Source organism: Olivibacter sp. 47, assembly GCF_030372825.1.
In the GTDB taxonomy this organism is placed as follows: Bacteria; Bacteroidota; Bacteroidia; order Sphingobacteriales; family Sphingobacteriaceae; genus Olivibacter; species Olivibacter oleidegradans.
Genome location: NZ_JAUCNR010000001.1, coordinates 4,548,366 through 4,571,479 on the forward strand (window position 1 = coordinate 4,548,366; position 23,114 = coordinate 4,571,479).

At 43.2% G+C, this 23,114-nt stretch carries 19 protein-coding genes; 4 read left to right on the top strand and 15 right to left on the bottom strand.

Annotated elements, in window-relative coordinates:
• Window positions 1-152: 152 nt before the first annotated feature.
• Window positions 153-911, top strand: a complete 759-nt coding sequence (locus QT327_RS19870) for a ThuA domain-containing protein (RefSeq protein ID WP_149105318.1) — start codon at window positions 153-155, stop codon at window positions 909-911.
• 122 nt (window positions 912-1,033) lie between these two features.
• Here the strand turns inward: QT327_RS19870 and ilvA are convergent, their stop codons facing one another.
• The 15 genes from ilvA to atpD all read right to left on the bottom strand — a co-directional run bounded on the left by ilvA (window position 1,034) and on the right by atpD (window position 19,448).
• On the bottom strand, window positions 1,034-2,272 hold the full coding sequence (gene ilvA, locus QT327_RS19875; RefSeq protein ID WP_289553810.1) for a threonine ammonia-lyase IlvA: 1,239 nt from the start codon (window positions 2,270-2,272) through the stop codon (window positions 1,034-1,036).
• A gap of 75 nt (window positions 2,273-2,347) precedes the next feature.
• Entirely contained in the window at window positions 2,348-3,409 is a 1,062-nt protein-coding gene (leuB, locus tag QT327_RS19880) for a 3-isopropylmalate dehydrogenase (protein ID WP_130856409.1), read from the bottom strand.
• 205 nt (window positions 3,410-3,614) lie between these two features.
• Window positions 3,615-5,129, bottom strand: coding sequence for a hydroxymethylglutaryl-CoA lyase-like TIM-barrel protein (locus QT327_RS19885; protein WP_130856410.1), 1,515 nt, complete (start codon window positions 5,127-5,129; stop codon window positions 3,615-3,617).
• Window positions 5,130-5,283: 154 nt separating this feature from the next.
• Window positions 5,284-5,880: a 3-isopropylmalate dehydratase small subunit gene (gene leuD / locus QT327_RS19890; protein ID WP_013665557.1), complete on the bottom strand. Its 597-nt coding sequence runs from the start codon at window positions 5,878-5,880 to the stop codon at window positions 5,284-5,286.
• Window positions 5,881-5,885: 5 nt separating this feature from the next.
• Window positions 5,886-7,280 carry a 3-isopropylmalate dehydratase large subunit gene (gene leuC / locus QT327_RS19895; RefSeq protein WP_130856411.1) on the bottom strand — a complete coding sequence of 465 codons (1,395 nt, stop codon included), beginning with the start codon at window positions 7,278-7,280 and terminating at the stop codon, window positions 5,886-5,888.
• A gap of 105 nt (window positions 7,281-7,385) precedes the next feature.
• On the bottom strand, window positions 7,386-8,897 hold the full coding sequence (locus QT327_RS19900) for a 2-isopropylmalate synthase (RefSeq protein WP_013665559.1): 1,512 nt from the start codon (window positions 8,895-8,897) through the stop codon (window positions 7,386-7,388).
• 75 nt (window positions 8,898-8,972) lie between these two features.
• A complete protein-coding gene (locus tag QT327_RS19905) occupies window positions 8,973-10,436 on the bottom strand; it encodes an ATP-binding cassette domain-containing protein (RefSeq protein ID WP_149105320.1) in 1,464 nt (487 codons plus the stop codon).
• A 173-nt stretch (window positions 10,437-10,609) separates the two neighbouring features.
• Window positions 10,610-12,091: a ketol-acid reductoisomerase gene (ilvC, locus tag QT327_RS19910; protein ID WP_289553811.1), complete on the bottom strand. Its 1,482-nt coding sequence runs from the start codon at window positions 12,089-12,091 to the stop codon at window positions 10,610-10,612.
• 54 nt (window positions 12,092-12,145) lie between these two features.
• Entirely contained in the window at window positions 12,146-12,637 is a 492-nt protein-coding gene (locus tag QT327_RS19915; protein ID WP_149105322.1) for a DinB family protein, read from the bottom strand.
• 2 nt (window positions 12,638-12,639) lie between these two features.
• On the bottom strand, window positions 12,640-13,230 hold the full coding sequence (ilvN, locus tag QT327_RS19920) for an acetolactate synthase small subunit (RefSeq protein ID WP_013665563.1): 591 nt from the start codon (window positions 13,228-13,230) through the stop codon (window positions 12,640-12,642).
• 37 nt (window positions 13,231-13,267) lie between these two features.
• Window positions 13,268-13,633 carry a four helix bundle protein gene (locus QT327_RS19925; RefSeq protein WP_149105323.1) on the bottom strand — a complete coding sequence of 122 codons (366 nt, stop codon included), beginning with the start codon at window positions 13,631-13,633 and terminating at the stop codon, window positions 13,268-13,270.
• Window positions 13,634-13,699: 66 nt separating this feature from the next.
• Window positions 13,700-15,451 carry a biosynthetic-type acetolactate synthase large subunit gene (ilvB, locus tag QT327_RS19930; RefSeq protein ID WP_130856416.1) on the bottom strand — a complete coding sequence of 584 codons (1,752 nt, stop codon included), beginning with the start codon at window positions 15,449-15,451 and terminating at the stop codon, window positions 13,700-13,702.
• A 96-nt stretch (window positions 15,452-15,547) separates the two neighbouring features.
• Window positions 15,548-17,242 (bottom strand): dihydroxy-acid dehydratase, encoded by a 1,695-nt coding sequence (ilvD, locus tag QT327_RS19935; protein ID WP_013665566.1) that lies wholly within the window; start codon window positions 17,240-17,242, stop codon window positions 15,548-15,550.
• Between the two features lie 392 nt (window positions 17,243-17,634).
• Entirely contained in the window at window positions 17,635-17,889 is a 255-nt protein-coding gene (gene atpC, locus QT327_RS19940) for an ATP synthase F1 subunit epsilon (protein ID WP_041387300.1), read from the bottom strand.
• A 53-nt stretch (window positions 17,890-17,942) separates the two neighbouring features.
• Window positions 17,943-19,448, bottom strand: a complete 1,506-nt coding sequence (gene atpD, locus QT327_RS19945; RefSeq protein WP_013665568.1) for a F0F1 ATP synthase subunit beta — start codon at window positions 19,446-19,448, stop codon at window positions 17,943-17,945.
• Window positions 19,449-19,829: 381 nt separating this feature from the next.
• On the opposite strand from atpD, the gene QT327_RS19950 reads away from it, so the two are divergent.
• The 3 genes from QT327_RS19950 to QT327_RS19960 are packed head-to-tail and all read left to right on the top strand — an operon-like array spanning window position 19,830 to window position 22,991.
• On the top strand, window positions 19,830-20,750 hold the full coding sequence (locus QT327_RS19950; protein WP_149105324.1) for an SDR family oxidoreductase: 921 nt from the start codon (window positions 19,830-19,832) through the stop codon (window positions 20,748-20,750).
• 46 nt (window positions 20,751-20,796) lie between these two features.
• On the top strand, window positions 20,797-21,792 hold the full coding sequence (locus QT327_RS19955; protein WP_289553812.1) for a hypothetical protein: 996 nt from the start codon (window positions 20,797-20,799) through the stop codon (window positions 21,790-21,792).
• Window positions 21,793-21,803: 11 nt separating this feature from the next.
• The gene (locus QT327_RS19960; RefSeq protein ID WP_289553813.1) at window positions 21,804-22,991 is read left to right on the top strand and encodes a hypothetical protein; all 1,188 of its coding nucleotides are present in this window, start codon (window positions 21,804-21,806) and stop codon (window positions 22,989-22,991) included.
• Window positions 22,992-23,114 lie beyond the last annotated feature (123 nt).

Sequence of the window (23,114 nt, forward strand, 5' to 3'; positions counted from 1 at the left end):
CCCGAAGGGCTCATTGATACCTTAAGAAACAAACAAGATATCAATAATTAAAAAGTCAAAAGCTTGGCTCCCGAGAGGACTCGTGAGACCCCTCGGGATGCTCTGTCTTCAAGGGATGTTTTTATTAACTGATTAATAACTTTATAAAACTTATGAAACTAAAACGTTATGCATCTATCTTCGCCCTCATTTGGGTTGCGGGTATTTGCTTTTCCTTTTGTAAATCGGAAAAGAATATCGACCATTCGCAAGTGAAACCGCTGGTACTCGTGTTTTCAAAAACCGCGGGATTTAGGCATGACTCCATTGAAAAGGGGGCGAAAACCATCGAAGAACTTGGCGAAGAGAATGGCTTTGCTACAGAACATACAGAAGATGCTTCCGTTTTTACAGAAGATAATTTGAAAAAATATAAGGCAATTGTTTTTTTAAGTACAACAGGCGATATCTTAAATGATGCACAACAAACGGCATTTGAGCATTATATACAGCAAGGTGGAGGATTTGTGGGGGTCCATGCAGCAGCCGATACCGAGTATGATTGGCCGTGGTATAATAAATTGGTGGGAGCATGGTTTCTGAGTCACCCGAAGCAACAGGACGCAATCCTATTGGTGTTGGATAAAAATCATCCAGCTACTGAACATTTAGCAGATACTTGGCGCAGATGGGATGAATGGTACAATTATAAAGATATAAATCCGGATACAAAAGTATTAATGAAACTGGATGAAACCAGCTATGAAGGTGGTAAAAATGGAGATAATCATCCTATTGCCTGGTATCATAACTATGATGGTGGAAGAGCTTTCTATACAGGCTTGGGACACACGAAAGAAAGTTATGATGAGGTGGATTTTCGGAAACATCTCTTGGGCGGCATTGTTTATGCAATGGGTATTAGTAAGTAGTTGAGTAGGGAAATCGTTGAGTGGGGAAATCGTTGAGTAGTTGAGTAGGGAAATAGTTAAGTAATTAAATAGTCGTTAAACTACTCAACCACTTAACTACTCAACTATTCTACAACTCAACCTTATATCAAATACTCAAACAAAGTCTGGTCGGTATTAACTTCTTTGAAATCAAAACGATGTTGACGCATGCGGCTCAACAAAGCATCATAATCTTCTGCTTTATGAAGTTCGATACCTACAAGTGCAGGTCCTCTTTCGCGCTCTGTTTTCTTGATGAATTCAAAACGGGTGATGTCATCATGAGGTCCCAATACTTCGTTTACAAACAGCTTCAATGCACCGGGACGTTGCGGAAAACGAACGATGAAGTAATGTTTGAGGCCTTCGTATAAAAGGGATAACTCTTTTATTTCTGCCATCCGATCGATATCATTGTTGCCTCCGCTAATGATACAGACCACTGTTTTGCCTTTTATATCTTCTTTACAGAAATCCAAAGCTGCTACTGAAAGCGCTCCTGCAGGCTCTACAACAATGGCGTCTTCATTGTAAAGTTTCAAAATGTTCGTACATACTTTTCCTTCTGGAACCAATATTACTTTTTCTAGGATCTCCTTACAGAGCGGAAATGTCAACTCACCAATCCGTTTAACAGCAGCGCCATCTACAAAGCGATTGATTTCACTGAGTGTTACGGGTTGCTCCGCTTTTAATGCTTCCGTCATGGAAGGGGCACCGGCTGGCTCCACACCTAAGATTTTGATGGCAGGATTTTCACTTTTTAAATAATTTCCAACTCCCGCGGCAAGGCCTCCTCCTCCAATCGGTATAACTACAATATCGATATCAGGCTGATCTTCCAAAATTTCGACCCCCACGGTGCCTTGTCCTTCGATAACGCGATAGTCATCGAACGGAGGAATAAAGGTCATGTTATTGGCGGCAGTGTAGGCGAGGGCCTCTTTTAAACAATCGTCAAACGTATCACCTACGAGCACAATTTCGATCTGTCCATTCCCAAACATGGTCGTTTGCGTTACCTTCTGTTTTGGAGTGATTTCCGGCATAAAAACCACCCCTTTCACGCTTAACTTATTACAAGAGTAGGCAAAGCCCTGCGCATGGTTACCCGCACTGGCGCATACGACGCCCCGTTTAAGTTGGTCATCACTTAGCGAACTTACCATATTATAAGCCCCGCGAAGTTTATAGGATCTTACCAGTTGTAAATCCTCCCGTTTTAAATAAACGTGACAAGCATATTTTTCCGAAAGCCTGGGGTGGTATACCAGCGGGGTGCGATTTATTACGCCGCTTAAACGGGTGGTTGCCGTTTTATAGTTTAATGTTAAATCCATTTCATCGGTATTACTAAAAAAGATACCAGAGCAGTCAAAATAATGACAAATCTGGTATCTTTTTGAGGCAAGCGCTTAAATATTCGCTGCCAACCAGTCGCCAACTTCACTGGTTTTATAAGCTTTATTATTCTTTCCTGCCAAGTCTTCTGTTACAATCCCCTCGGCTAGCGATTTATTGACTACTGCTCGAATGGCTGCTGCTTCTTCTTTTAAATTAAAGGCGTCTTCGAACATCATGGCAGCTGATAATACAGTAGCAAGTGGATTAGCAATATCTTTTCCTGCAGCTTGCGGGTAAGAACCATGAATCGGTTCAAAAAGGGAGGTATGAATACCGATAGACGAAGAAGGCATTAAGCCCATAGATCCCGAGATAACGGAAGCTTCATCCGTTAAAATATCGCCAAATAAATTCTCTGTTATAATGACATCATACGAACTGGGCCATTGTACGAGGCGCATGGCAACGGCGTCAACGAATTCATAACTTACTTCTACTTCCGGAAAGTCCTTTTCCATATCCTGTACCGTTTCTCTCCATAAGCGAGAGCTTTCCAATACGTTGGCTTTATCTACACAGCATAGTTTTTTTCTCCTGCCCATCGCCATTTCGAAGCCCAACTTGGCAAGACGTTGAATTTCTTCACGAGTATAAGTACAGGTGTCAAACGCAGTATCGCCATTATCTTTGCGTCCTCTTTCACCAAAGTAAATACCGCCGGTCAATTCGCGTAAAATCACTAAATCAGTACCCTCAATGCGCTCTCTCTTTAACGGAGAATTATCGATTAAGGAAGGAAAGGTAAACGTAGGGCGAACATTAGCAAATAGGCCTAGTTTTTTGCGCATTTTAAGCAAGCCTTGTTCGGGACGTACCGTAGCTTTTGGATCATTGTCAAAGCGGGGGTGGCCAATCGCACCGAATAACACCGCATCCGCTGCCATACAAACCGCATGGGTTTCATCCGGGTAAGGTTCGCCGACCGCATCAATTGCCGCAGCACCTGTTAAGGCTGCTGTCCAGTTGATTTGGTGACTAAATTTCTTTGCTACTGCATTGACTACTTTTACGGCCTGGTCGATAACTTCCGGGCCAATTCCATCTCCTGCTAGAAGAGCGATATTTAAGTTCATAGTGTTAATTAAAAAGTAAAAATTCAAAAGTAAAAATTAAAAACCCTGAAGGGCTCATTGATGCTTTAAGAAACAAACAAGATATCAATAATTAAAGAACCTGCCTCCCGTAGGGATGGTCAAAACTCCGATGGCTCTTGTCTTACTACTTATCTGCCTGCCGTCAGGCAGGTGTCTTATGTCTTGATACTTATATCTAAGCACACTAAATAATATTCAACATTTTTTGTGTCGCCTTAATGGCGCAGACGGTTTGATCCGAGTCGAGACCTCGAGTTACAAAGGTTCGACTGCCGGTTTCCCAAGTGATAATGGTCTCACATAGCGCATCTGAGCTACTGCCTGGTGCGATACGAACGGTATAGTCTACTAGCTTTGGTAAACGCAGGTTTTTTTTTGCGTATACTTTAGCCAAGGCCTTCATAAATGCGTCGAATTGTCCATCACCCTGCGCATGCTCTTCCATTGTTTTACCATCAATGCAGACAGCGATAGTAGCCGATGGACGTAATCCTTTTGCATGCGTCAAAACATATGATTCCACCTTCACTTTTTCTTCATATAGATTGCTGTCTAGTACATCCGAAATAATATAGGGTAAATCTTCTTTAGTGACGGTTTCTTTTCTATCACCTAACTCAATAACTCGTTGGGTGACTTTTTTCAGGTCTTCCTGATTAAGCTTTAATCCGAGTTCTTGCAAGTTTTTTTCGATGTTAGCTTTACCGGAAGTTTTGCCGAGCGCATATTTGCGTTTTCTGCCAAAACGTTCGGGCAGTAGGTCGTTAAAATAAAGATTATTTTTATTATCACCATCGGCGTGGATACCTGCGGTCTGCGTAAATACGTTTTCGCCGACGATTGGCTTATTTGCAGGAATCCTGATGCCTGAAAAGGTTTCAACTAGTTTGCTGACTTTATAAATCGCAGATTCTTTAACGGAAACCGTTACATCCGGAAGAAAATCGTTCATTACTGCTACGACACTGGCCATAGGTGCATTACCGGCTCTTTCACCCATGCCATTTACTGTTAAGTGTAAGCCATTCACCCCCGCTTTCACTGCTTCCAGTACATTGGCCGTCCCTAAGTCGTAATCATTATGCGCATGGAAGTCGATATGTTGGTCCGGATATTTATGCCGCAGCTCTGCGATATACTGAAAGGTCTCACTCGGTGTCAATACGCCAAGCGTGTCAGGCAATAGTATCCTTTTTATAGGCTGTTTGGAGAGAAAATTTAAATATTGATATACATATTCAGGTGAATTTTTCATCCCATTGCTCCAGTCCTCCAAGTACACATTGGTGTCAATGCCCTTTTTACTTGCTAATGCGATAATATCAGCGATTTCGGCAAAATGTTGTTCAGGTGTCTTTTTGAGCTGATGAGTGAGATGGTTTAAAGACCCTTTGGTAAGTAAGTTTTGCACCTTTGCACCTGCCTTCAACATCCAATCAATAGAAATACCATTGTCTACAAAAGTCAATATTTCAATAGCTTGGAGATATCCGTTTTCCTTAGCCCAACTAGTTATTGTTTTTACCGCTTCGAACTCTCCTTCAGAAACACGCGCCGATGCAATTTCAACTCGGTCTACCAGCAATTCTTCCAATAATAATTGTGTAATTGTTAATTTCTCTGAAATAGAAAAAGACACACCTGAGGTTTGTTCACCATCACGCAAAGTGGTGTCCATTATTTCTATTTTTCTTTTCATTCGTAAGGTAAGTAAAAATTAAAAATTAAAAAGCCTGCAATTCAGTCGCACGAACCCAGCTCACAACCAATATCGTTAAGTTGTTAAATACTTAAGTAGTGGTGTCAAATGAGCCTGCTCACAACTCACAACGGGCAACTCACAACTGATCCCTCTAAAAAGGCAGTGTCGAAGCAAAGTCCTGAATCTCTCCTTTTATATTCTGGAGGTAATCAATATCATCAAAACCATTTGATAAGTTGTCCTTTTTATAGGGACTAATATCAAATTTCTCCTTTTCGCCAGTTGGCAAAAGGGTAATGGTTTGTTCCGGAAGATTCACTTCCAATTCAGTTTTCGGATCGGCAAAAACAGCACTGAAGATCTTTTCTAGAAATTCAGGACTTACCTGTACGGGTAGCACGCCGATGTTAAGACAGTTGTTCTTGAAGATATCCGCAAAGAAGCTAGATACCACACAGCGGAAACCATAGTCGTAAACAGCCCAGGCAGCATGTTCGCGCGAAGAACCGGAACCAAAGTTTTTTCCGCCCACCAAAATCTTACCACCGTAAATAGGATTGTTTAAAACGAAATCACTTTTGGGAGTATTATCCGAATTATATCGCCAATCACGAAATAAATTGTCGCCAAAGCCTTCTCGCTTAGTTGCTTTAAGAAAACGTGCAGGAATAATTTGATCGGTATCCACATTCTCGATAGGAAGTGGAACCGCTGTACTTGTCAATATATTAAATTTATCGTAAGCCATAGAGATTAAATTAAAGTTCTTGGATCGGTAACAACACCGGTAACAGCAGCAGCTGCTGCTACAAGCGGACTTGCGAGCATGGTACGTGCACCCGGACCTTGGCGCCCTTCAAAGTTTCTATTCGAAGTACTTACCGCATATTTACCGGCCGGCACCTTGTCATCATTCATTGCTAAACACGCCGAACAGCCAGGTTGGCGCAACGTGAATCCAGCTTCTGTCAGGATATCCAATAGTCCTTCTTTTTTAATCTGTTCTTCCACGATATGCGAACCAGGCACAAGCCATACGGTAACATCCTCTGCCTTTTTCTTTCCTTTAACTAAAGAGGTAAAAGCCCTGAAATCTTCGATACGTCCATTTGTACAACTACCGACGAAAACATAATCTACTTTTTTACCAATCATGGATTCTCCTTCATGGAAGCCCATATAACCTAAGGACTTTTCATAAGTGGCCACACCGCCCTCTACTTCAGACGCATCCGGAATATGATTGGAAATACCGATTCCCATACCGGGGTTTGTTCCATACGTGATCATCGGTTCGATGCTGCCGCCGTCGAAGGTAAACTCTTTATCGAATACCGCATCACTGTCTGTTTTCAAGGTTTTCCAATAGGCCATGGCCTTATCCCATGCTTCACCTTTTGGCGTAAACTCCCGATCTTTAATGTAAGTGAACGTAGTTTCATCCGGGGCAATCATGCCGCCTCTTGCGCCCATTTCAATACTTAAATTACATACGGTCATACGGCCTTCCATGCTCATCTTTTCGAAAACTTCACCCGCATATTCAACGAAATACCCGGTAGCACCCGAGGTAGTTAATTTGGATATGATAAATAAGGCAACATCTTTAGGCGTAACACCTTTACTAAGAGAACCCGTTACGTTAATGCGCATCTTTTTAGGTTTCGGTTGCATGATACACTGTGAGGCCAATACCATTTCTACTTCTGAGGTACCGATGCCGAATGCAATGGCTCCGAAGGCCCCGTGTGTAGACGTATGCGAATCACCACATACAATGGTCGCACCAGGTTGTGTAATTCCGTTTTCCGGTCCGATCACATGTACAATACCATTTTTTTGGTGGCCAAGCCCCCAGTGTCTAATACCGTAAGCATTGGCATTTTCTTCCAATGCCTTTAACTGATTGGCTGAAAGCGGATCAGCCACAGGAAGGTGTTGGTTAATAGTTGGCGTGTTATGGTCGGCGGTAGCAAATGTACGCTCCGGATATAATACGCTAATACCACGGGTTTTAAGCCCTAAGAAGGCCACCGGACTGGTAACCTCATGGATTAAATGACGGTCGATAAATAACACGTCAGGACCGCCCTCAATCTTTCGTACTACATGCGAGTCCCACACTTTATCAAATAACGTCTTGCTCATTTTTATTTAGTTAGATTTTAATTTTTCTTGCTATTTAGTACTGCTCAGTTTATCGCTTTCTCGTCTCTGTTTCGTCTCACTCCGATGATAATGGAAAAAGCTAATTTACACAAACTTATTTAATGCATCCAGATAAGCATTAGCCGATGCTCTTACGATATCGGTACTGAATCCATATCCCATATAGGATTGATTATCATGGATAACACGCATATCTACTTTACTTACATCGTCACTTCCTCCATGAATAGAGTGTATATTAAATTCCTTGATTTCATTATGGCTTCCAATAATGCTTTCGATGGCTTTAATGGTAGCACTCACCGGGCCGTTACCAGATGCCGTTGCTTCCCGTTCGGTACCTTTATAGTTCAGTTTAATGATCGCTTGCGGATCGCTTTGATCACCGGTTATAACTTGCAGAGAACTGATAGTAACGCCGTTTTTAAAATTGGTTTCTGCCTCATCACCCATTAAGCGCAACAAATCATCATCCTTAATCTCCTTCTTTTCGTCGGCAAGTGCGAGAAAACGCTGATAGGTCTGATCCAAATCGATGCGATCAATAGTATACCCGAGGCGTTCTAAATGGTGTTTAAGTGCATGTCGTCCGCTACGAGCAGTAAGGATAATCTCTGACTGATCTATACCAACATCCTCCGGATTGATAATTTCGTAATTTTCGCGGTGCTTAAGTACTCCGTCTTGGTGAATGCCGGAGCTGTGTGCAAAGGCGTTACGTCCTACAATAGCTTTGTTAGCTTGCACAGGCATACGCATCATGCGGCTTACCATCGTGCTAAGCGGATATAATTGTTTGGTGTTAATGTTGGTCTGGAACCCGAGTGTTTGATAGTGTGTTTTGAGTGCCATGACCACTTCCTCTAAAGAGGTGTTACCTGCACGCTCACCGATGCCGTTTATTGTGCATTCGACTTGCCGAGCACCATTTTGAATTCCCGAAAGACTATTAGCGGTAGCAAGGCCCAAGTCGTTATGACAATGGACGGAGATAATCGCCTGATCGATATTCTTAACATTTTCTTTTAGGAAACGAATTTTAGCACCGTATTGCTCAGGTAAGCAATAGCCGTTGGTATCAGGAATATTGACAACCGTTGCACCCGCGGCGATCACTGCCTCGATCATTTGAGCTAAATATACATTGTCCGCTCTTCCGGCGTCTTCCGCATAAAACTCAACATCTTCTACAAATTGTTTAGCATATTTCACCGCTTCCGCAGCACGCTCAAGAATCGCTTCACGGGTACTGTTGAATTTATATTTAATATGCATGTCAGATGACCCGATACCGGTGTGGATACGGGGCCGTTTCGCATATTTTAAAGCCTCTGCTGCGCAATCAATATCGCCTTTATTTGCGCGGGTTAAAGCGCAGATGATCGGTTCGCGTACAACCTTTGATAATTCAACTACACTTTGGAAATCACCCGGACTGGAAATCGGAAAACCTGCTTCAATAATATCCACTCCCAAAGCCTGAAGTGCTTCACCGATAATGATTTTTTCGGGCGTGGTCAATTGTGAACCAGGGACTTGTTCTCCGTCACGAAGCGTGGTGTCGAATATGTATAAGTGATTAGGATTATGTAACATACTGGGTCTTTTTTATTTCTACTATATATTTAGGATAGCTGTATATGGTTGACAATAACGGTCTGTTCCATCTTTCTAAGCATATGCGGCTATCTTTTGTATTGTTTTTATTTCACCTTTCTCTAGCACAATTTTGTTTTCCAGACAGCTCGGTAGTTGTGTCTCGTAATGACCAACGTAAATCAATGTTTTTCCAAAGCTACAAAGTTCGTCCACAACTGCATTGAAATGTTCGGTCTGCGCGTAATCCAGGCCTTGGCAGGGCTCATCTAATATCAATAGCGACGGATTTTTGATGACGGTTCTAGCCAATAAAACAAGTCGCTGTTTACCTAAAGGCAAGGTTGTTAACAGGCGGTCCTTACAGGTTGTTAACTCAAAGAAGTCTAATAGCTGGGTAACCCGCTGTTGTTGTTCATAGTTTAGCTGTCGAAATAAACCAATACTATCGTACAGGCCGGAGGCGATCGCTTGCCACACTTTCGCAGTTTTATCAAAGTACCAATGTAATTCAGGCGAAACAATACCTAAGTGAGCTTTAATATCCCAAATACTTTCTCCACTTCCTCGCTTGTTGCCAAAAAGATGGATCTCATTTGCATACGCTTGTGGATGATCGCCATTTATAAGACTGAGCAAGGTCGATTTACCTGAGCCGTTATGCCCTTGCAGAAGCCACTTTTCGCCTTTACGTACTGTCCAACTGATATTCTTTAATACTTCTTTTTCGCCATATCGAACATGGATGTTTTCCATATGGACGAAAATATCGGCCGATTCCCTCGGCTCTTCTTGAAGGAAATGCGGTAAAGGCTTTTGTTCGCGAGCCACATCTTTGGATAAATTTTGAATAGAAGATAGGTGTTTTAACTTTCCATTTTCAATTTCCGCAAATCGGTTGATGCAGTTTGGTATGTTTTCATCGTTTGTGATAAGAATCAACTGTACACCTGCTTCAGCCAACTCTTCCAAAAAGTGATTTAGCTTTTTGCGCGACGCTTTATCTAATCCGGTATACGGTTCATCAATAATTAACAGTTGCGGTTTAAGCCAGAGTGCTTTTATCAATTGTAATTTTTTATGCTCTCCACTGGACAGTTCGATGAGCTGCGTATTTTTGAAATCGATAAAATCGAAAAGATCTAAGTATTTCTCAACTTCTTCAAACGCTAGGCTTTCCTCTTTGGCATAATGCATTAATTCAGCATATACCGTCAAGGTATCATTGCGTTGTTGTTTATTATAACGCTGCTGATAATAGAAATTGCGATCGCCTTCCAGGTTGGTAAACTGATACCAGTTAGATACATACAGTACTCGGGCGGGAAGGGCGGAAGATTTATTGAAAAAGAATTGCATATCGCCACTTGTTTTTTCAAGTCCAGCGAGCGCTTTTCCCAATGAACTTTTTCCCGAACCACTTTTTCCACCAATAAGCCAATGCTCTCCCTGGAGGATTTGCCAATTGAGCTGATCCAATATAACATCATGTGCATATTGAAGACTTAAATGGGTAATATGGACGAAGGGATTAATCATAGCCGAATGGGCTGGAATGCCTTTTTAATATGGTGTCGTTGTTTTAATACAAACTTATACAAATTGTTTTTTTATACTATCAAGCCTTTTTTGCAAAAAGTGCCAACCAGGCCTGTTTATGTACATTAGAAATTGTCCGGGCCGGTTAACTCCAAAACCGGCCCGGATGTTTTTTACACTGTTTTAATAGCCTTCATGGCAGTCATTGCTTTCCGTAATACTGCACCTACTTTTTCTACCGGATGGTTGCGGATAGCCTCATTAACAGCAATTAGTTCTTGGTTATCAACCGCTCCATCTTTGCCATCATTATAGTTTTTGCCGATGATGTCTGTATCAACGGTTTTCATAAAATCAGCTAACAATGGTTTACAAGCATGATCAAATAAATAACAACCATATTCAGCAGTATCGGAAATGACGCGGTTCATTTCGAATAGCTTTTTGCGGGCAATGGTATTGGCAATAAGCGGTGTTTCATGCAATGATTCGTAATAAGCAGATTCCGGTTTAATACCCGCTTCCACCATGGTTTCGAACGCTAATTCAACGCCTGCTCTAATATAAGAAACCATAAATACGGCATGGTCAAAACACTCTTGTTCTCCAATTTTTACATCCCCTGCAGGCGTCTTTTCGAAGGCTGTTTCACCTGTAGCGGCGCGCCAAGCCAATAAGTTTTTGTCGCCGTTCGCCCAGTCTTCCATCATGGTGCGGCTGAATTCACCACTCATGATATCATCTTGGTGTTTTTGAAACAATGGACGCATAATGGTCTTAAGTTCTTCAGAAACCTCAAATGCTTTGATTTTAGCTACGTTGCTTAACCTATCCATCATAGCCGTGATACCACCCTGTTTTAATGCTTCTGTGATTACTTCGACGCCGTACTGCACTAGTTTTGAGGCGTAACCGGGTTCAATCCCTTTTTCCACCATCTTGTCGAACGATAAGATCGAACCGGTTTGTAAAAGCCCGCATAAGATGGTCTGCTCACCCATCAAATCTGATTTAACTTCCGCTACGAATGACGAACGCAACACGCCGGCTTTATGACCACCGGTACCTACACAGTACGCTTTAGCTTCAGCTAAGCCCTTACCTTGAGGATCGTTCTCCGGATGTACGGCAATGAGCGTAGGCACACCAAAACCACGTAAGTACTCAGCTCTAACTTCTGAGCCTGGACATTTCGGAGCGACCATTATTACCGTAATATCTTTGCGGATTTGCTTTCCTTCTTCAACAATATTGAAACCGTGTGAATAGGATAGGGTAGCACCTTCCTTCATTAAAGGCATAATAGCATCAATAACGGAAGAGTGTTGTTTATCGGGCGTTAAGTTACTGACGAGATCAGCTGTAGGGATAAGTTCCTCATAAGTACCCACCGTAAAGTTGTTATCGGTTGCATTTTTCCATGAATCTCTCTTTTGTTCGATTGCTTCCTTACGAAGCGCATATGAAACATCAAGTCCACTATCTCTTAAATTAAGCCCTTGATTTAGGCCTTGAGCACCGCAGCCCACAATAACGATTTTTTTACCTTTTAATGCGCTCACGCCATCCGTAAATTCACGGATGTCCATAAATTCGGCAACGCCTAATTGGTTCAATTTTTCTCTGAGTGGTAGGGTGTTAAAATAATTTGCCATTGTTTTATCTAATGTTTGACGATTACTGTTTTGATTTTATAACGTTTTTAGCTGTTAGGCATTAGCCGATAGCTTTTGTTTTTCTCCTATTATCGCTCTTTTTATAGCTGTAGCAAAGCCTAGATGTAATGCATCATGGTTTTGAAAGTAATTGATCGCGTCTTCTATACCTTTTAGTTCGAGACCGAAATGTAGTTTAGTGGGATTAAAATTATGGAAAACGCTTGCTTCTAAATCCCCCAGCAACTCATCGATAAGTGTGTAAGCCTGTTCCTTCAAGTAGTCAATTTCATCCTGATCAATAAATTTTTCAGGTTTTGAACCTTTTTGATACTTAAGCATATACTGTTCATCTAGCTTTATGGGCAAGCCGGATAGTGTATAGCAAAGTTTTTGCTGACTCACTACAATGTGCCCGAAGTTCCAAGCAATATTGTTATTAAATCCCGAAGGGATGGTATTAAGTTCTCCGATGGTCATATTGTCCATCAACTCAATAAAATTCCTTCTTACCTGGAGGGCTATGTCGATACTGCTTATTGCCATAACTACATCGTAAAGACTTTATCCTGCTTATCAAGGTATTCGTTCTCAACAATTTCTTCTGCTGGTTCTGCCAGTTCAAATTGCTTTAATTTCTTGTGGAATCCTTCGCTATCTTTAATGATGGCAATGCGCGCGCTCCGAACAAATTCAATTAAATTGTATTCGGCTAAGGCTTCGGTTAACTTATCGATTTCCTCGCGATGTCCCGCAGTTTCAAATACGGTGTAGTCGTTTCGGATCACTACAGCATGTGCACCATATTCACGTAATAAGCGTTCAATAGGCGCTTTTTCAGTTACCACACTGGTGGGAACCTTATATAAGGCCTGCTCTTGCCATATGACCTCGTCATTGGTATTATAATAGGCTTTGAGCACTTCAACCTGTTTTTCAATTTGTCTACATAATTTTCGCACTACTTCCTCCGATTCGGTGATTACTATCGTAAAGCGATGGATGCCATGTACTTCTGAAGGTGAAGTGTTTAAGCTCTCAATGTTTATTTTACGACGAGAAAATATGATAGCAATTCTGCTGATCATACCAATGCTATTCTCTGTGTAAACCGTGATGGTATATTCTTGTTTTTCCATTTTTTTAATTCAAAAGGTAAAATTCAAAAGTTAAAAACTATGCAGCTTTGTTTTTTAAGATAATGGTTGCAAGGATCTTTGCTATCTCTTCAACTTCCAACATCAACGAATCTGCTTTATTTTTATCTATGTTTAATGTTTCTCTAATTAGTTTGAGCCAATAGATTGTTTCATTGGCTGACTTTAATGCGATAATGTGAAACTTTAAAAAGTCGTTTTTCGATGAGCCCGATTTACCCTCGGCTATGTTAGCTCCGACTGATGTAGCACTACGAACCAACTGGTCAAAGATTGAAGAAAAAGTCCTGTCAAAATTTGTGTCTTTTACAAACAAAATAATCTGTTTCGAAAAGAGAAATGTCCTTTCCTTTATATCATATATTTTGTTGACTCCAAAAGACATTTTTTCACTTTTACCACCCCCTAAGGGGACCTTTTTATTTTTGAATTTTTACTTTTTATTTTTGACTTACTTCAACCTTATTTCACTTACACTACTTCCTTGCGGTACCATAGGGAATACGTTATTCTCTTTCCCTACCATTACTTCCAATAGATAAGAGCCGTCATGGTTCAACATTTCTTGTAATGCCTCCCTTAAGTTAGCTCGTTGATCTATGCGTTTTCCGGGAATGTAATATCCTTTAGCCACTGCTACGTAATCGGGGCTTGTTATGTTTACAAATGAATAACGTTTGTCATGGAACAACTGCTGCCATTGGCGAACCATACCCAGGAACTGGTTATTCAGAATCAAAATTTTAACCTTCGCGCCAAATTGCATAATCGTGCCTAATTCTTGAATAGTCATCTGAATACCGCCGTCACCGATGATTGCTACCACATTGCGCTCGGGAGCTCCATACCAAGCACCTATAGCTGCGGGCAGTCCAAATCCCATTGTGCCTAAACCTCCGGAAGTAACATTGCTTTTCGACTGTTTAAAACGGGCATAACGGCAAGCCACCATTTGATGCTGACCCACGTCGGTTACGATAACCGCATCATCATTGGCTAATTCATTGAGCACATTGATTACTTCTCCCATCGTCATTTCACCTTCACCCGGATTCAATTCAGCATGAATGACCTCTTTTACTTCTTCCTGCTCAAGCTCACGGAATTTCTGTACCCATTCACTGTGCTGGTTGGCTTGAACTAATGCTGTAAGTAAAGGCAAGGTCTCTTTACAATCGCCCCAAACGGGTACCGTTGTTTTGACATTTTTGTCTATTTCCGCCGGATCGATATCCAGATGAATCACTTTAGCTTGTTTCGCATATTTATCAAGTCGCCCCGTAACCCGGTCGTCAAAACGCATACCGATGGCTATGAGGACATCACATTCGTTTGTTAAGACATTGGGTGCGTAATTGCCGTGCATACCCAACATACCGACATTTAAGGGGTGATCAGTTGGCAGTGCGCTCAGTCCCATAATTGTCCATGCAGCAGGAATGCCTGTTTTTTCGATAAACGCCTTAAATTCATTTTCGGCTTTCCCTAAAATGACGCCTTGACCAAAAAGCACAAAAGGCTTTTTTGCTTGATTAATCAGCTCTGCGGCCGCTGCAATATATTCTTTTCGAACGATTGGAGCCGGGCGATAGCTTCTTATATGGTTGCAAGAGGTATAGCCTTCATAGTCGAACAATTGCAGTTGTGCGTTCTTTGTTATATCAATTAATACAGGGCCTGGCCGGCCTGTTCTTGCTATATAAAACGCCTTTGCTAAAGCCGCTGGAATTTCGCACGCATCCGTTACTTGGTAATTCCATTTTGTAACGGGTGTTGTAATATTAATAACATCGGTTTCCTGAAAAGCATCGGTGCCCAAAAGATGTGCAAATACTTGACCTGTAACACATACAATAGGGTTGCTATCAATCATGGCATCCGCCAGGCCGGTAACTAGGTTTGTTGCGCCCGGACCACTGGTAGCAAAGACAACACCGGTTTTTCCCGAAGTACGGGCATAGCCTTGCGCCGCATGTATACCACCTTGTTCATGGCGCACCAATATATGTTTCAATCGGTCATTATAGTCATACAATGCGTCATAAATAGGCATAATCGCACCCCCTGGGTAACCGAATATGGTGTCCACTCCTTCAGCAATAAATGCCTCCAATACGGCTTGAGAGCCTGAAATTTTTGTTGTTTTTGCCTTTTCCTCCTGTGCTTGCTGAGGCGTGTCTTTTGTTATTTCGAGCGTATTCATGTCCTTTTTGTTGTTTGTTACTCGTTATTAGTTATTAGTCATCAGCTTTCAGTCATCGGTTGTCAGCCGTCTATATACGTGTGCAGACTTCCCGATTTATTCATCGGTAACACAACCTTCTGCCGCACTTGAAACGGTTCTTGCATATTTATATAAAACCCCTTTGCTTACTTTTAAGCTAGGTTGTTTCCAATTTCGTCTTCTTTCCGCTATAATCTCATCGGCTACCTTTAGGGTGATGGTATTATTGACGGCATCGATTTCAATGATGTCATTATCTTCCACCAATCCGATCAGTCCGCCATCATAGGCTTCAGGTGTAATATGACCAACTACGAAACCATGCGTACCACCGCTAAAACGACCGTCGGTAATCAAGGCAACGCTTTTCCCTAAACCGGCACCAATGATGGCAGAGGTAGGCTTTAACATTTCAGGCATTCCGGGAGCTCCTTTAGGGCCTTCATTTTTGATAACCACTACATCGCCTGCTTTTACGGTACCATTGGCCAAACCGGCTATTAGATTTTTTTCACCGTCAAACACTCTTGCCGGTCCTTCAAAGCGCTCACCCTCTTTGCCGGAGATTTTGGCTACACTTCCCTTTTCTGCCAAGTTGCCATACAAAATCTGTAAATGGCCGGTAGGTTTGATCGGATTATCGATAGTTTGTACAATCGCCTGTTCCTTTAAATTGATCGGTTCCACATTTTCCAGGTTTTCAGCTAAGGTTTTACCGGTAACCGTTAAGCAGTCGCCATGGAGCAGGCCTTCGTTTAAAAGGTATTTCATAACAGCCGGGATACCGCCATGTTGATGAAGATCTTGCATAAGATATTTGCCGCTTGGTTTAAAATCTGCCAATACCGGTGTTGTATCGCTCATGCGTTGAAAATCATCTTGTGTAATTTCAACACCTACGCTTTTTCCCATTGCGATAAAATGCAATACAGCATTGGTGCTTCCCCCAAGGATAATAATGATGCGCAAGGCATTTTCAAAAGCCTTGCGGGTCATGATGTCGGATGGTTTAATATCTCGCTCCAATAAGATGCGGATGTATTTCCCCGCTTCCAGGCACTCTTTTCTTTTTTCTTCACTTACAGCAGGATTAGAAGAGGAGTAGGGGAGGCTCATTCCCAAAGCCTCAATGGCAGAGGCCATCGTATTTGCGGTATACATTCCCCCACAGGCGCCCGCACCGGGACAGGTATGTTTGATGACTCCTATAAAATCTTCCTCACTAATGGTTCCTGCTATCTTCTTTCCCAGTGCTTCGAAAGCCGATACGATGTTTAAATCCTCTCCCTTATAATGTCCAGGGGCAATCGTTCCGCCGTATACCATGATCGATGGACGGTTAAGTCTTCCCATGGCCATAATAGATCCCGGCATATTTTTATCGCAGCCTGGGATAGTAATGAGGCCATCGTAATATTGTCCTCCGCAGATCGCTTCGATACTATCGGCAATAATATCGCGGCTTACCAGCGAATAGCGCATCCCATCAGTTCCGTTGCTCATACCATCACTTACACCGATTGTATTAAATACTAAACCTACCAAGTCGTGATCCCACACGCCCTTTTTGACCACTTGTGCCAAATCGTTCAAATGCATGTTACAAGTGTTACCGTCGTAGCCCATACTTGCAATGCCGACTTGTGCTTTATTCATGTCTTCGTCCGTAAGGCCAATGCCATAGAGCATGGCTTGGGCAGCAGGTTGTGTTTTGTCCTGTGTAAACACTTTGCTGTACTTGTTTAGTTCAGTTTTTTGTTCAGTTAGCATGTCGCACTTAATATATTATTTTTCTTTATTTGATCTGCAAAATAGTATAGACCAACGGGCCTTGTTTTACTATAGGTTTTATTACTATATATTGTTTTCCCAAAATAGTAGCTTATAATTACAAAGGCAATAGCTAGTGGAGATTTATTAAATTTGATATTTTGTTTTATGAATATTGTTTCGTTCCAAATTTTATTTTGTCAATTATGGCTGTCTAACTATATAAATGGTCAATAAATAGACTAAAACCTAATTTGGTATACGGTACATATTTATGTATGCATAATAATTTATCGCCATTTTCTTCCTAAAATTGCTAAATGGGGAAAAAAACTTGTAAAAAAGAAAGCCCGGTAATCATTGACTACCGGGCTTTCTTTTTTGCTTTTTTTCTAGTTTTCTTCAGTTACAACACCTTCAGCAAGCACGGTAATTTTATTGTCGAGTACTTCAACCACCCCGCCTTTAATAATAATGACTTCGATATCCTTATTGTTGCGGATAATGACTTTCCCATCCTCTAACGTAGATATAATGGGGGCGTGATCTTTCAAAATTTCGAAAGAGCCTGCACTTCCCGGTACGGTTACAGAATGGGCCTGTCCGCTGAATATTGATTGGTCTGGTGTAATAATGTTAAGTTCCATATATACTAGATCATGCGTACTGAACCGGATGTTCAACACGCGATACTATCATTTTATGCGTTTGCTTCTTCTAACAGTCTCTTACCTTTTGCAATGGCATCTTCAATGCTGCCTACCAAGTTAAATGCAGCTTCCGGATATTCATCAACCTCACCATCCATAATCATATTGAAACCTTTTATAGTATCTTTAATATCCACTAACACGCCTTTTAAACCTGTAAATTGTTCAGCAACGTGAAAAGGCTGTGACAAGAAACGCTGCACGCGACGAGCACGGGCTACTACCAACTTGTCTTCCTCTGATAACTCGTCCATACCCAAGATGGCGATGATATCTTGCAATTCTTTATAGCGTTGCAAAGTTTCCTTAACGCGTTGAGCAGTGTTATAGTGTTCATCTCCTAAGATGGTAGGATTCAAGATACGAGAAGTTGAATCCAGTGGGTCTACTGCAGGATAGATCCCTAACTCGGCTATTTTACGCGACAAAACAGTGGTAGCATCCAAGTGGGCAAAGGTAGTTGCCGGAGCTGGATCCGTCAAGTCATCCGCCGGTACATATACCGCTTGTACAGAGGTAATCGAACCACGTTTTGTTGAAGTAATACGTTCTTGCATTAAACCCATTTCGGTTGCCAATGTTGGTTGGTAACCCACGGCAGAAGGCATCCGTCCTAATAGTGCCGATACTTCTGACCCTGCTTGTGTAAAACGGAAGATGTTATCAATAAAGAACAGAATGTCTTTTCCCGCTCCTTCACCGTCACCATCACGGAAATATTCGGCAATGGTAAGTCCTGAAAGCGCAACCCGCGCACGTGCACCGGGAGGCTCGTTCATCTGGCCAAAAACGAAAGTCGCCTTTGATTCTTTTAAAGCGTCGGTATCGACCTGCTCTAGATTCCAGTCGCCCTTTTCCATGCTATGAAGGAACTCGTCGCCATACTTGATAATTCCCGATTCGATCATCTCACGTAATAAGTCGTTTCCTTCACGGGTACGCTCACCTACGCCGGCAAATACCGATAATCCGGAATAAGCTTTCGCAATGTTATTGATTAACTCTTGGATAAGTACCGTTTTACCTACACCTGCACCTCCAAACAAACCGATTTTACCGCCTTTAGCATAAGGCTCTAATAAATCGATTACTTTGATACCGGTATAAAGCACCTCGGTTTCGGTAGAAAGATCCTCGAATTTTGGCGGTAAATTGTGAATAGGACGTCCGTTTGATTTATCGAGTTCTTTAATACCGTCAATGGCATCTCCAACTACGTTAAATACACGGCCCTTAATGTCATCGCCTATTGGCATCTTTATAGGAGCTCCTGTATCTTTTACAGGCATACCCCGTACAAGGCCGTCGGTAGAATCCATGGCGATCGTACGTACGCGTTCTTCTCCTAAATGTTGCTGAACCTCTAAAACAATACGTTGTCCGTTTGCTTTTTCGATTTCCAATGCGTCGAAAATTTTCGGTAATTTAGCACCGCCTGCAAAGCTGACGTCTACTACTGGTCCGATTATTTGCGCTATTTTTCCGGTGTTGGACATATAAGAAACTATGTTTTTTTAAATAATGTACAGATTTATTGCCATTTAAGGGCTTTATTTCGGACTGCAAAAATACGCTTTCTAGTGGAATATCAAATACTTAAATGAAAAGATTTTTTGTTCGTAAAAATGACTCTTTTGATCATGTGCCTTTTCATAAGCACCGGATGCGTTTTTTGAGGGGCTGGCAATCTAATCCACTGTTTATAAATAAGTTCTTTATGTTGCATTTGCCATACGAATCGTTTGCGTCCGAGAAGAATATTTTTGATGGGTCTAAACAATTAGCCCCAATTTCGGTCTTAAGTTTAAAAGTAGTTTTAAAATAGGCGGTTTATGCGTTTATCGCAATTTTACCGGAGCATTTAAATATATATATGCATGAAGAGATTATTGGTTACTGGAAGCAATGGTTTATTGGGGCAGAAGATAACGGATATTTTACTACAAGGTCAGTTTCCGGGGTTTGAATATATAGCAAGTTCGCGAGGATCGGACAGATTTGGGACGAGCTCTCGTTATCGGTATCTTGATTTAGATATTACGCATCATGAACAAGTGGCAAAAGCTATTGAAACTTATCGTCCGGATATTATCATCAACACAGCGGCAATGCCCAATGTGGATGCCTGCGAAAGAGAGCCCGAAAAGAGCTATGAAGTTAACGTAGTTGCCGTGGCTCATCTAATAGCAGTCTGCGAACATAAAAACATTCATTTGATTCACCTATCAACTGATTTTGTGTTTGATGGTGAAGAAGGCCCTTATGAAGAGGAGGATGTACCTAACCCGGTGAATACTTACGGCAAGCATAAGCTTGCAGCGGAGGAGTTGATACAAAAAGCAACATGCCCTTGGTCTATTGTTCGTACAATTTTGGTATATGGCGTTCTTCGGGATATGAGCCGAAGTAATATCGTGTTATGGGCGAAAGATGCATTGGAAAATGGGCAGTCGATCCGTGTGGTAAATGACCAATGGCGGATGCCCACTTTAGCGGAAGACTTAGCAAAGGCCTGTCTGACCATTGCTGAACGAAAAGCTACCGGTATATATCATATCTCGGGAAAAGACATGTTCAGCATCTGCGAGATTGTTGAGGCGGTTGCTGCGTACTATCGTTTGGATGCTTCCTTTATATGCAAAGAAAAGTCAGAAGCGCTTAAGCAAGATGCCCGACGTCCGAAAAGAACAGGTTTTATATTAGATAAAGCGTATGAAAGGCTGGATTATGTGCCTCATAGTTTTGGAGAAGGATTGAAGTTGATCGATGAACAGCTAGCAAAATTGCAGTCGTCTTAAGATGTTAATGTACTGTTAAATATTTGAGATCCTGAGCACCTATTACGTGTACGACGATTTCGGCAACCTGTGCTTCGTACTGACGCCGATCTCGAATGCTGACGCGGCCGTTGCGCCCACACAGGCGGTACTGGATGCCTACTGTTACCAGTACCGTTACGACAGGCGGAACCGGATGACACACAAAAAGGTGCCCGGCAAGGGGATGGAATATTTCAACTATAACCCGCTGGACCAGCTTGTGTACCACATGACGGCCCGTGATTCGACGGAGGAGTACAGCGGGTTCGGCAATGCCGATACCAGCCAGCGCTACCACCGCTTCTACAAATACGACGGGCTGGGCCGGATGATCATCACGGGCTGGGAGAAGGGACGTGTGGGCCTGCAGTCGCAGATCGACCAGTGGATATCGGCACACCCGACCCATTGGGAAGAGCGCAGCAGTGCCACGGGGAACCTGCACGGTTACACCAACAATGCCATGCCGCAGGCAACCCAGAACTTCGACGTGCTGGAGGTGAACTATTACGACCGCTACGACGGCATCGGCCTTCCGGCAAACCTGAACAAGGTGGGAACGGCGGGCATCTCGGCAAAGACCCAGGGTTTATTGGTTGCCAAAAAGACGAAAGTGATCGGCTCGAACAACGTCTACCTGTGGACGGTGTACTACTATGACGAGCGGGGCGACAATATACGGACGCTGAGCCAGCACTATAAGGGCGGGGCCTATAACCTGAACAACTATGACGATGTCATCAACGAATATACCTTCACGCACAAGCTGAATAAAAGCATCCGCAGCCATTATGCGGGCGCTGTCACGGCAGCGTTGACAGTGACCACGGAGTACCGCTATGACCACCGCGACAGGCTGATCGATACCTGGAAGACGGTAACGGGGGGCCAGCGGACGCTGCTGGCACGCAACGAATACAACGAGGTGGGGCAGCTGCGGAAGAAGAACCTGCACGGGGGCACGGACGGGAACGGCTTTGCCCAGAACGTGGCCTACAGCTACAATGCGCCGAGATCCTGAGCACCTATTACGTGTACGACGATTTCGGCAACCTGTGCTTCGTACTGACGCCGATCTCGAATGCCGATACGGCACTTCCCGCGCAGGCGGTACTGGATGCCTACTGTTACCAGTACCGTTACGACAGACGGAACCGGATGACACATAAAAAGGTGCCCGGCAAGGGGATGGAATATTTCAACTACAATCCCCTTGATCAATTGGTGTTCCATATGACGGCCCGTGATTCGACGGAAGAGTACAGCGGGTTCGGCAATGCCGATACCAGCCTGCGCTACCACCGCTTCTATAAATACGACGGCCTGGGCCGGATGATCATCACGGGCTGGGAGAAGGGGCGTGTGGGCCTGCAGTCGCAGATCGACCAGTGGATATCGGCGCACCCGACGCATTGGGAGGAGCGCAGCAGTGCCACGGGCAACCTGCACGGTTACACCAACAACGCCATGCCGCAGGATGCCTCGCTTTTCGATATATTGGAGGTTAACTATTACGACCGCTATGACGGTATCGGCCTGCCCGCCAATCTCAATAAGACCACGGCCGCGGGCGTCTCGGCAAAGACCCAGGGACTGCTGGTAGCGAAAAAGACCAAAGTGATCGGATCGAACAACGTCTACCTCTGGACGGTGTACTACTATGACGAGCGGGGCGACAATATCCGTACGCTGAGCCAGCACTATAAGGGCGGGGCCTATAACCTGAACAACTATGACGATGTCATCAACGAATATACCTTCACGCACAAGCTGAGTAAAAGCATCCGCAGCCATTATGCGGGCGCTACCACGGTGGCTGTAACGGTGACCACGGAGTACAGCTATGACCACCGCGACAGGCTGATCGATACCTGGAAGACGGTAACGGGGGGACAGCGGACGCTGCTGGCACGCAACGAATACAACGAGGTGGGACAATTGCGGAAGAAGAACCTGCACGGGGGCACGGACGGGAACGGCTTTGCCCAGAACGTGGCCTACAGCTACAATGCCAAGGGTGACCGGCACGGAGACGGTCGACTATGTCGACGGCATCCAGTACCGGGGCACGGCCATCGACTTTATACAGACCGAGGAGGGTCGGATCTACAACAGCAGCGGCACCTACGTGTACGAATATACGCTGACGGACCACCTGGGCAATGCACGGGCGAGCTTCGATATCAACAACGGTTCGGCACGGGAGATCCAGCACGATGACTATTACCCATTCGGACTTACCTTCAACAGTTATGTATCGGGCGTAAAAAATAACTATCTTTACAACGGGAAGGAATTGCAGGACAGGCTGAAGCAATATGACTACGGGGCAAGGTTCTATGA

Bases quoted from the DNA above. Each gene is read 5' to 3' on its own strand.
- ilvC (WP_289553811.1), bottom strand. From the start codon at position 12,091: ATGGCAAATTATTTTAACACCCTACCACTCAGAGAAAAATTGAACCAA.
- ilvD (WP_013665566.1), bottom strand. From the start codon at position 17,242: ATGCTAACTGAACAAAAAACTGAACTAAACAAGTACAGCAAAGTGTTT.
- QT327_RS19885 (WP_130856410.1), bottom strand. From the start codon at position 5,129: ATGAAAAGAAAAATAGAAATAATGGACACCACTTTGCGTGATGGTGAA.
- QT327_RS19925 (WP_149105323.1), bottom strand. From the start codon at position 13,633: ATGTCTTTTGGAGTCAACAAAATATATGATATAAAGGAAAGGACATTT.
- ilvA (WP_289553810.1), bottom strand. From the start codon at position 2,272: ATGGATTTAACATTAAACTATAAAACGGCAACCACCCGTTTAAGCGGC.
- leuC (WP_130856411.1), bottom strand. From the start codon at position 7,280: ATGAGCAAGACGTTATTTGATAAAGTGTGGGACTCGCATGTAGTACGA.
- atpD (WP_013665568.1), bottom strand. From the start codon at position 19,448: ATGTCCAACACCGGAAAAATAGCGCAAATAATCGGACCAGTAGTAGAC.
- QT327_RS19905 (WP_149105320.1), bottom strand. From the start codon at position 10,436: ATGATTAATCCCTTCGTCCATATTACCCATTTAAGTCTTCAATATGCA.
- QT327_RS19900 (WP_013665559.1), bottom strand. From the start codon at position 8,897: ATGTTACATAATCCTAATCACTTATACATATTCGACACCACGCTTCGT.
- QT327_RS19870 (WP_149105318.1), top strand. From the start codon at position 153: ATGAAACTAAAACGTTATGCATCTATCTTCGCCCTCATTTGGGTTGCG.
- QT327_RS19915 (WP_149105322.1), bottom strand. From the start codon at position 12,637: ATGGCAATAAGCAGTATCGACATAGCCCTCCAGGTAAGAAGGAATTTT.
- ilvN (WP_013665563.1), bottom strand. From the start codon at position 13,230: ATGGAAAAACAAGAATATACCATCACGGTTTACACAGAGAATAGCATT.
- leuD (WP_013665557.1), bottom strand. From the start codon at position 5,880: ATGGCTTACGATAAATTTAATATATTGACAAGTACAGCGGTTCCACTT.
- atpC (WP_041387300.1), bottom strand. From the start codon at position 17,889: ATGGAACTTAACATTATTACACCAGACCAATCAATATTCAGCGGACAG.
- QT327_RS19950 (WP_149105324.1), top strand. From the start codon at position 19,830: ATGAAGAGATTATTGGTTACTGGAAGCAATGGTTTATTGGGGCAGAAG.
- ilvB (WP_130856416.1), bottom strand. From the start codon at position 15,451: ATGAATACGCTCGAAATAACAAAAGACACGCCTCAGCAAGCACAGGAG.
- leuB (WP_130856409.1), bottom strand. From the start codon at position 3,409: ATGAACTTAAATATCGCTCTTCTAGCAGGAGATGGAATTGGCCCGGAA.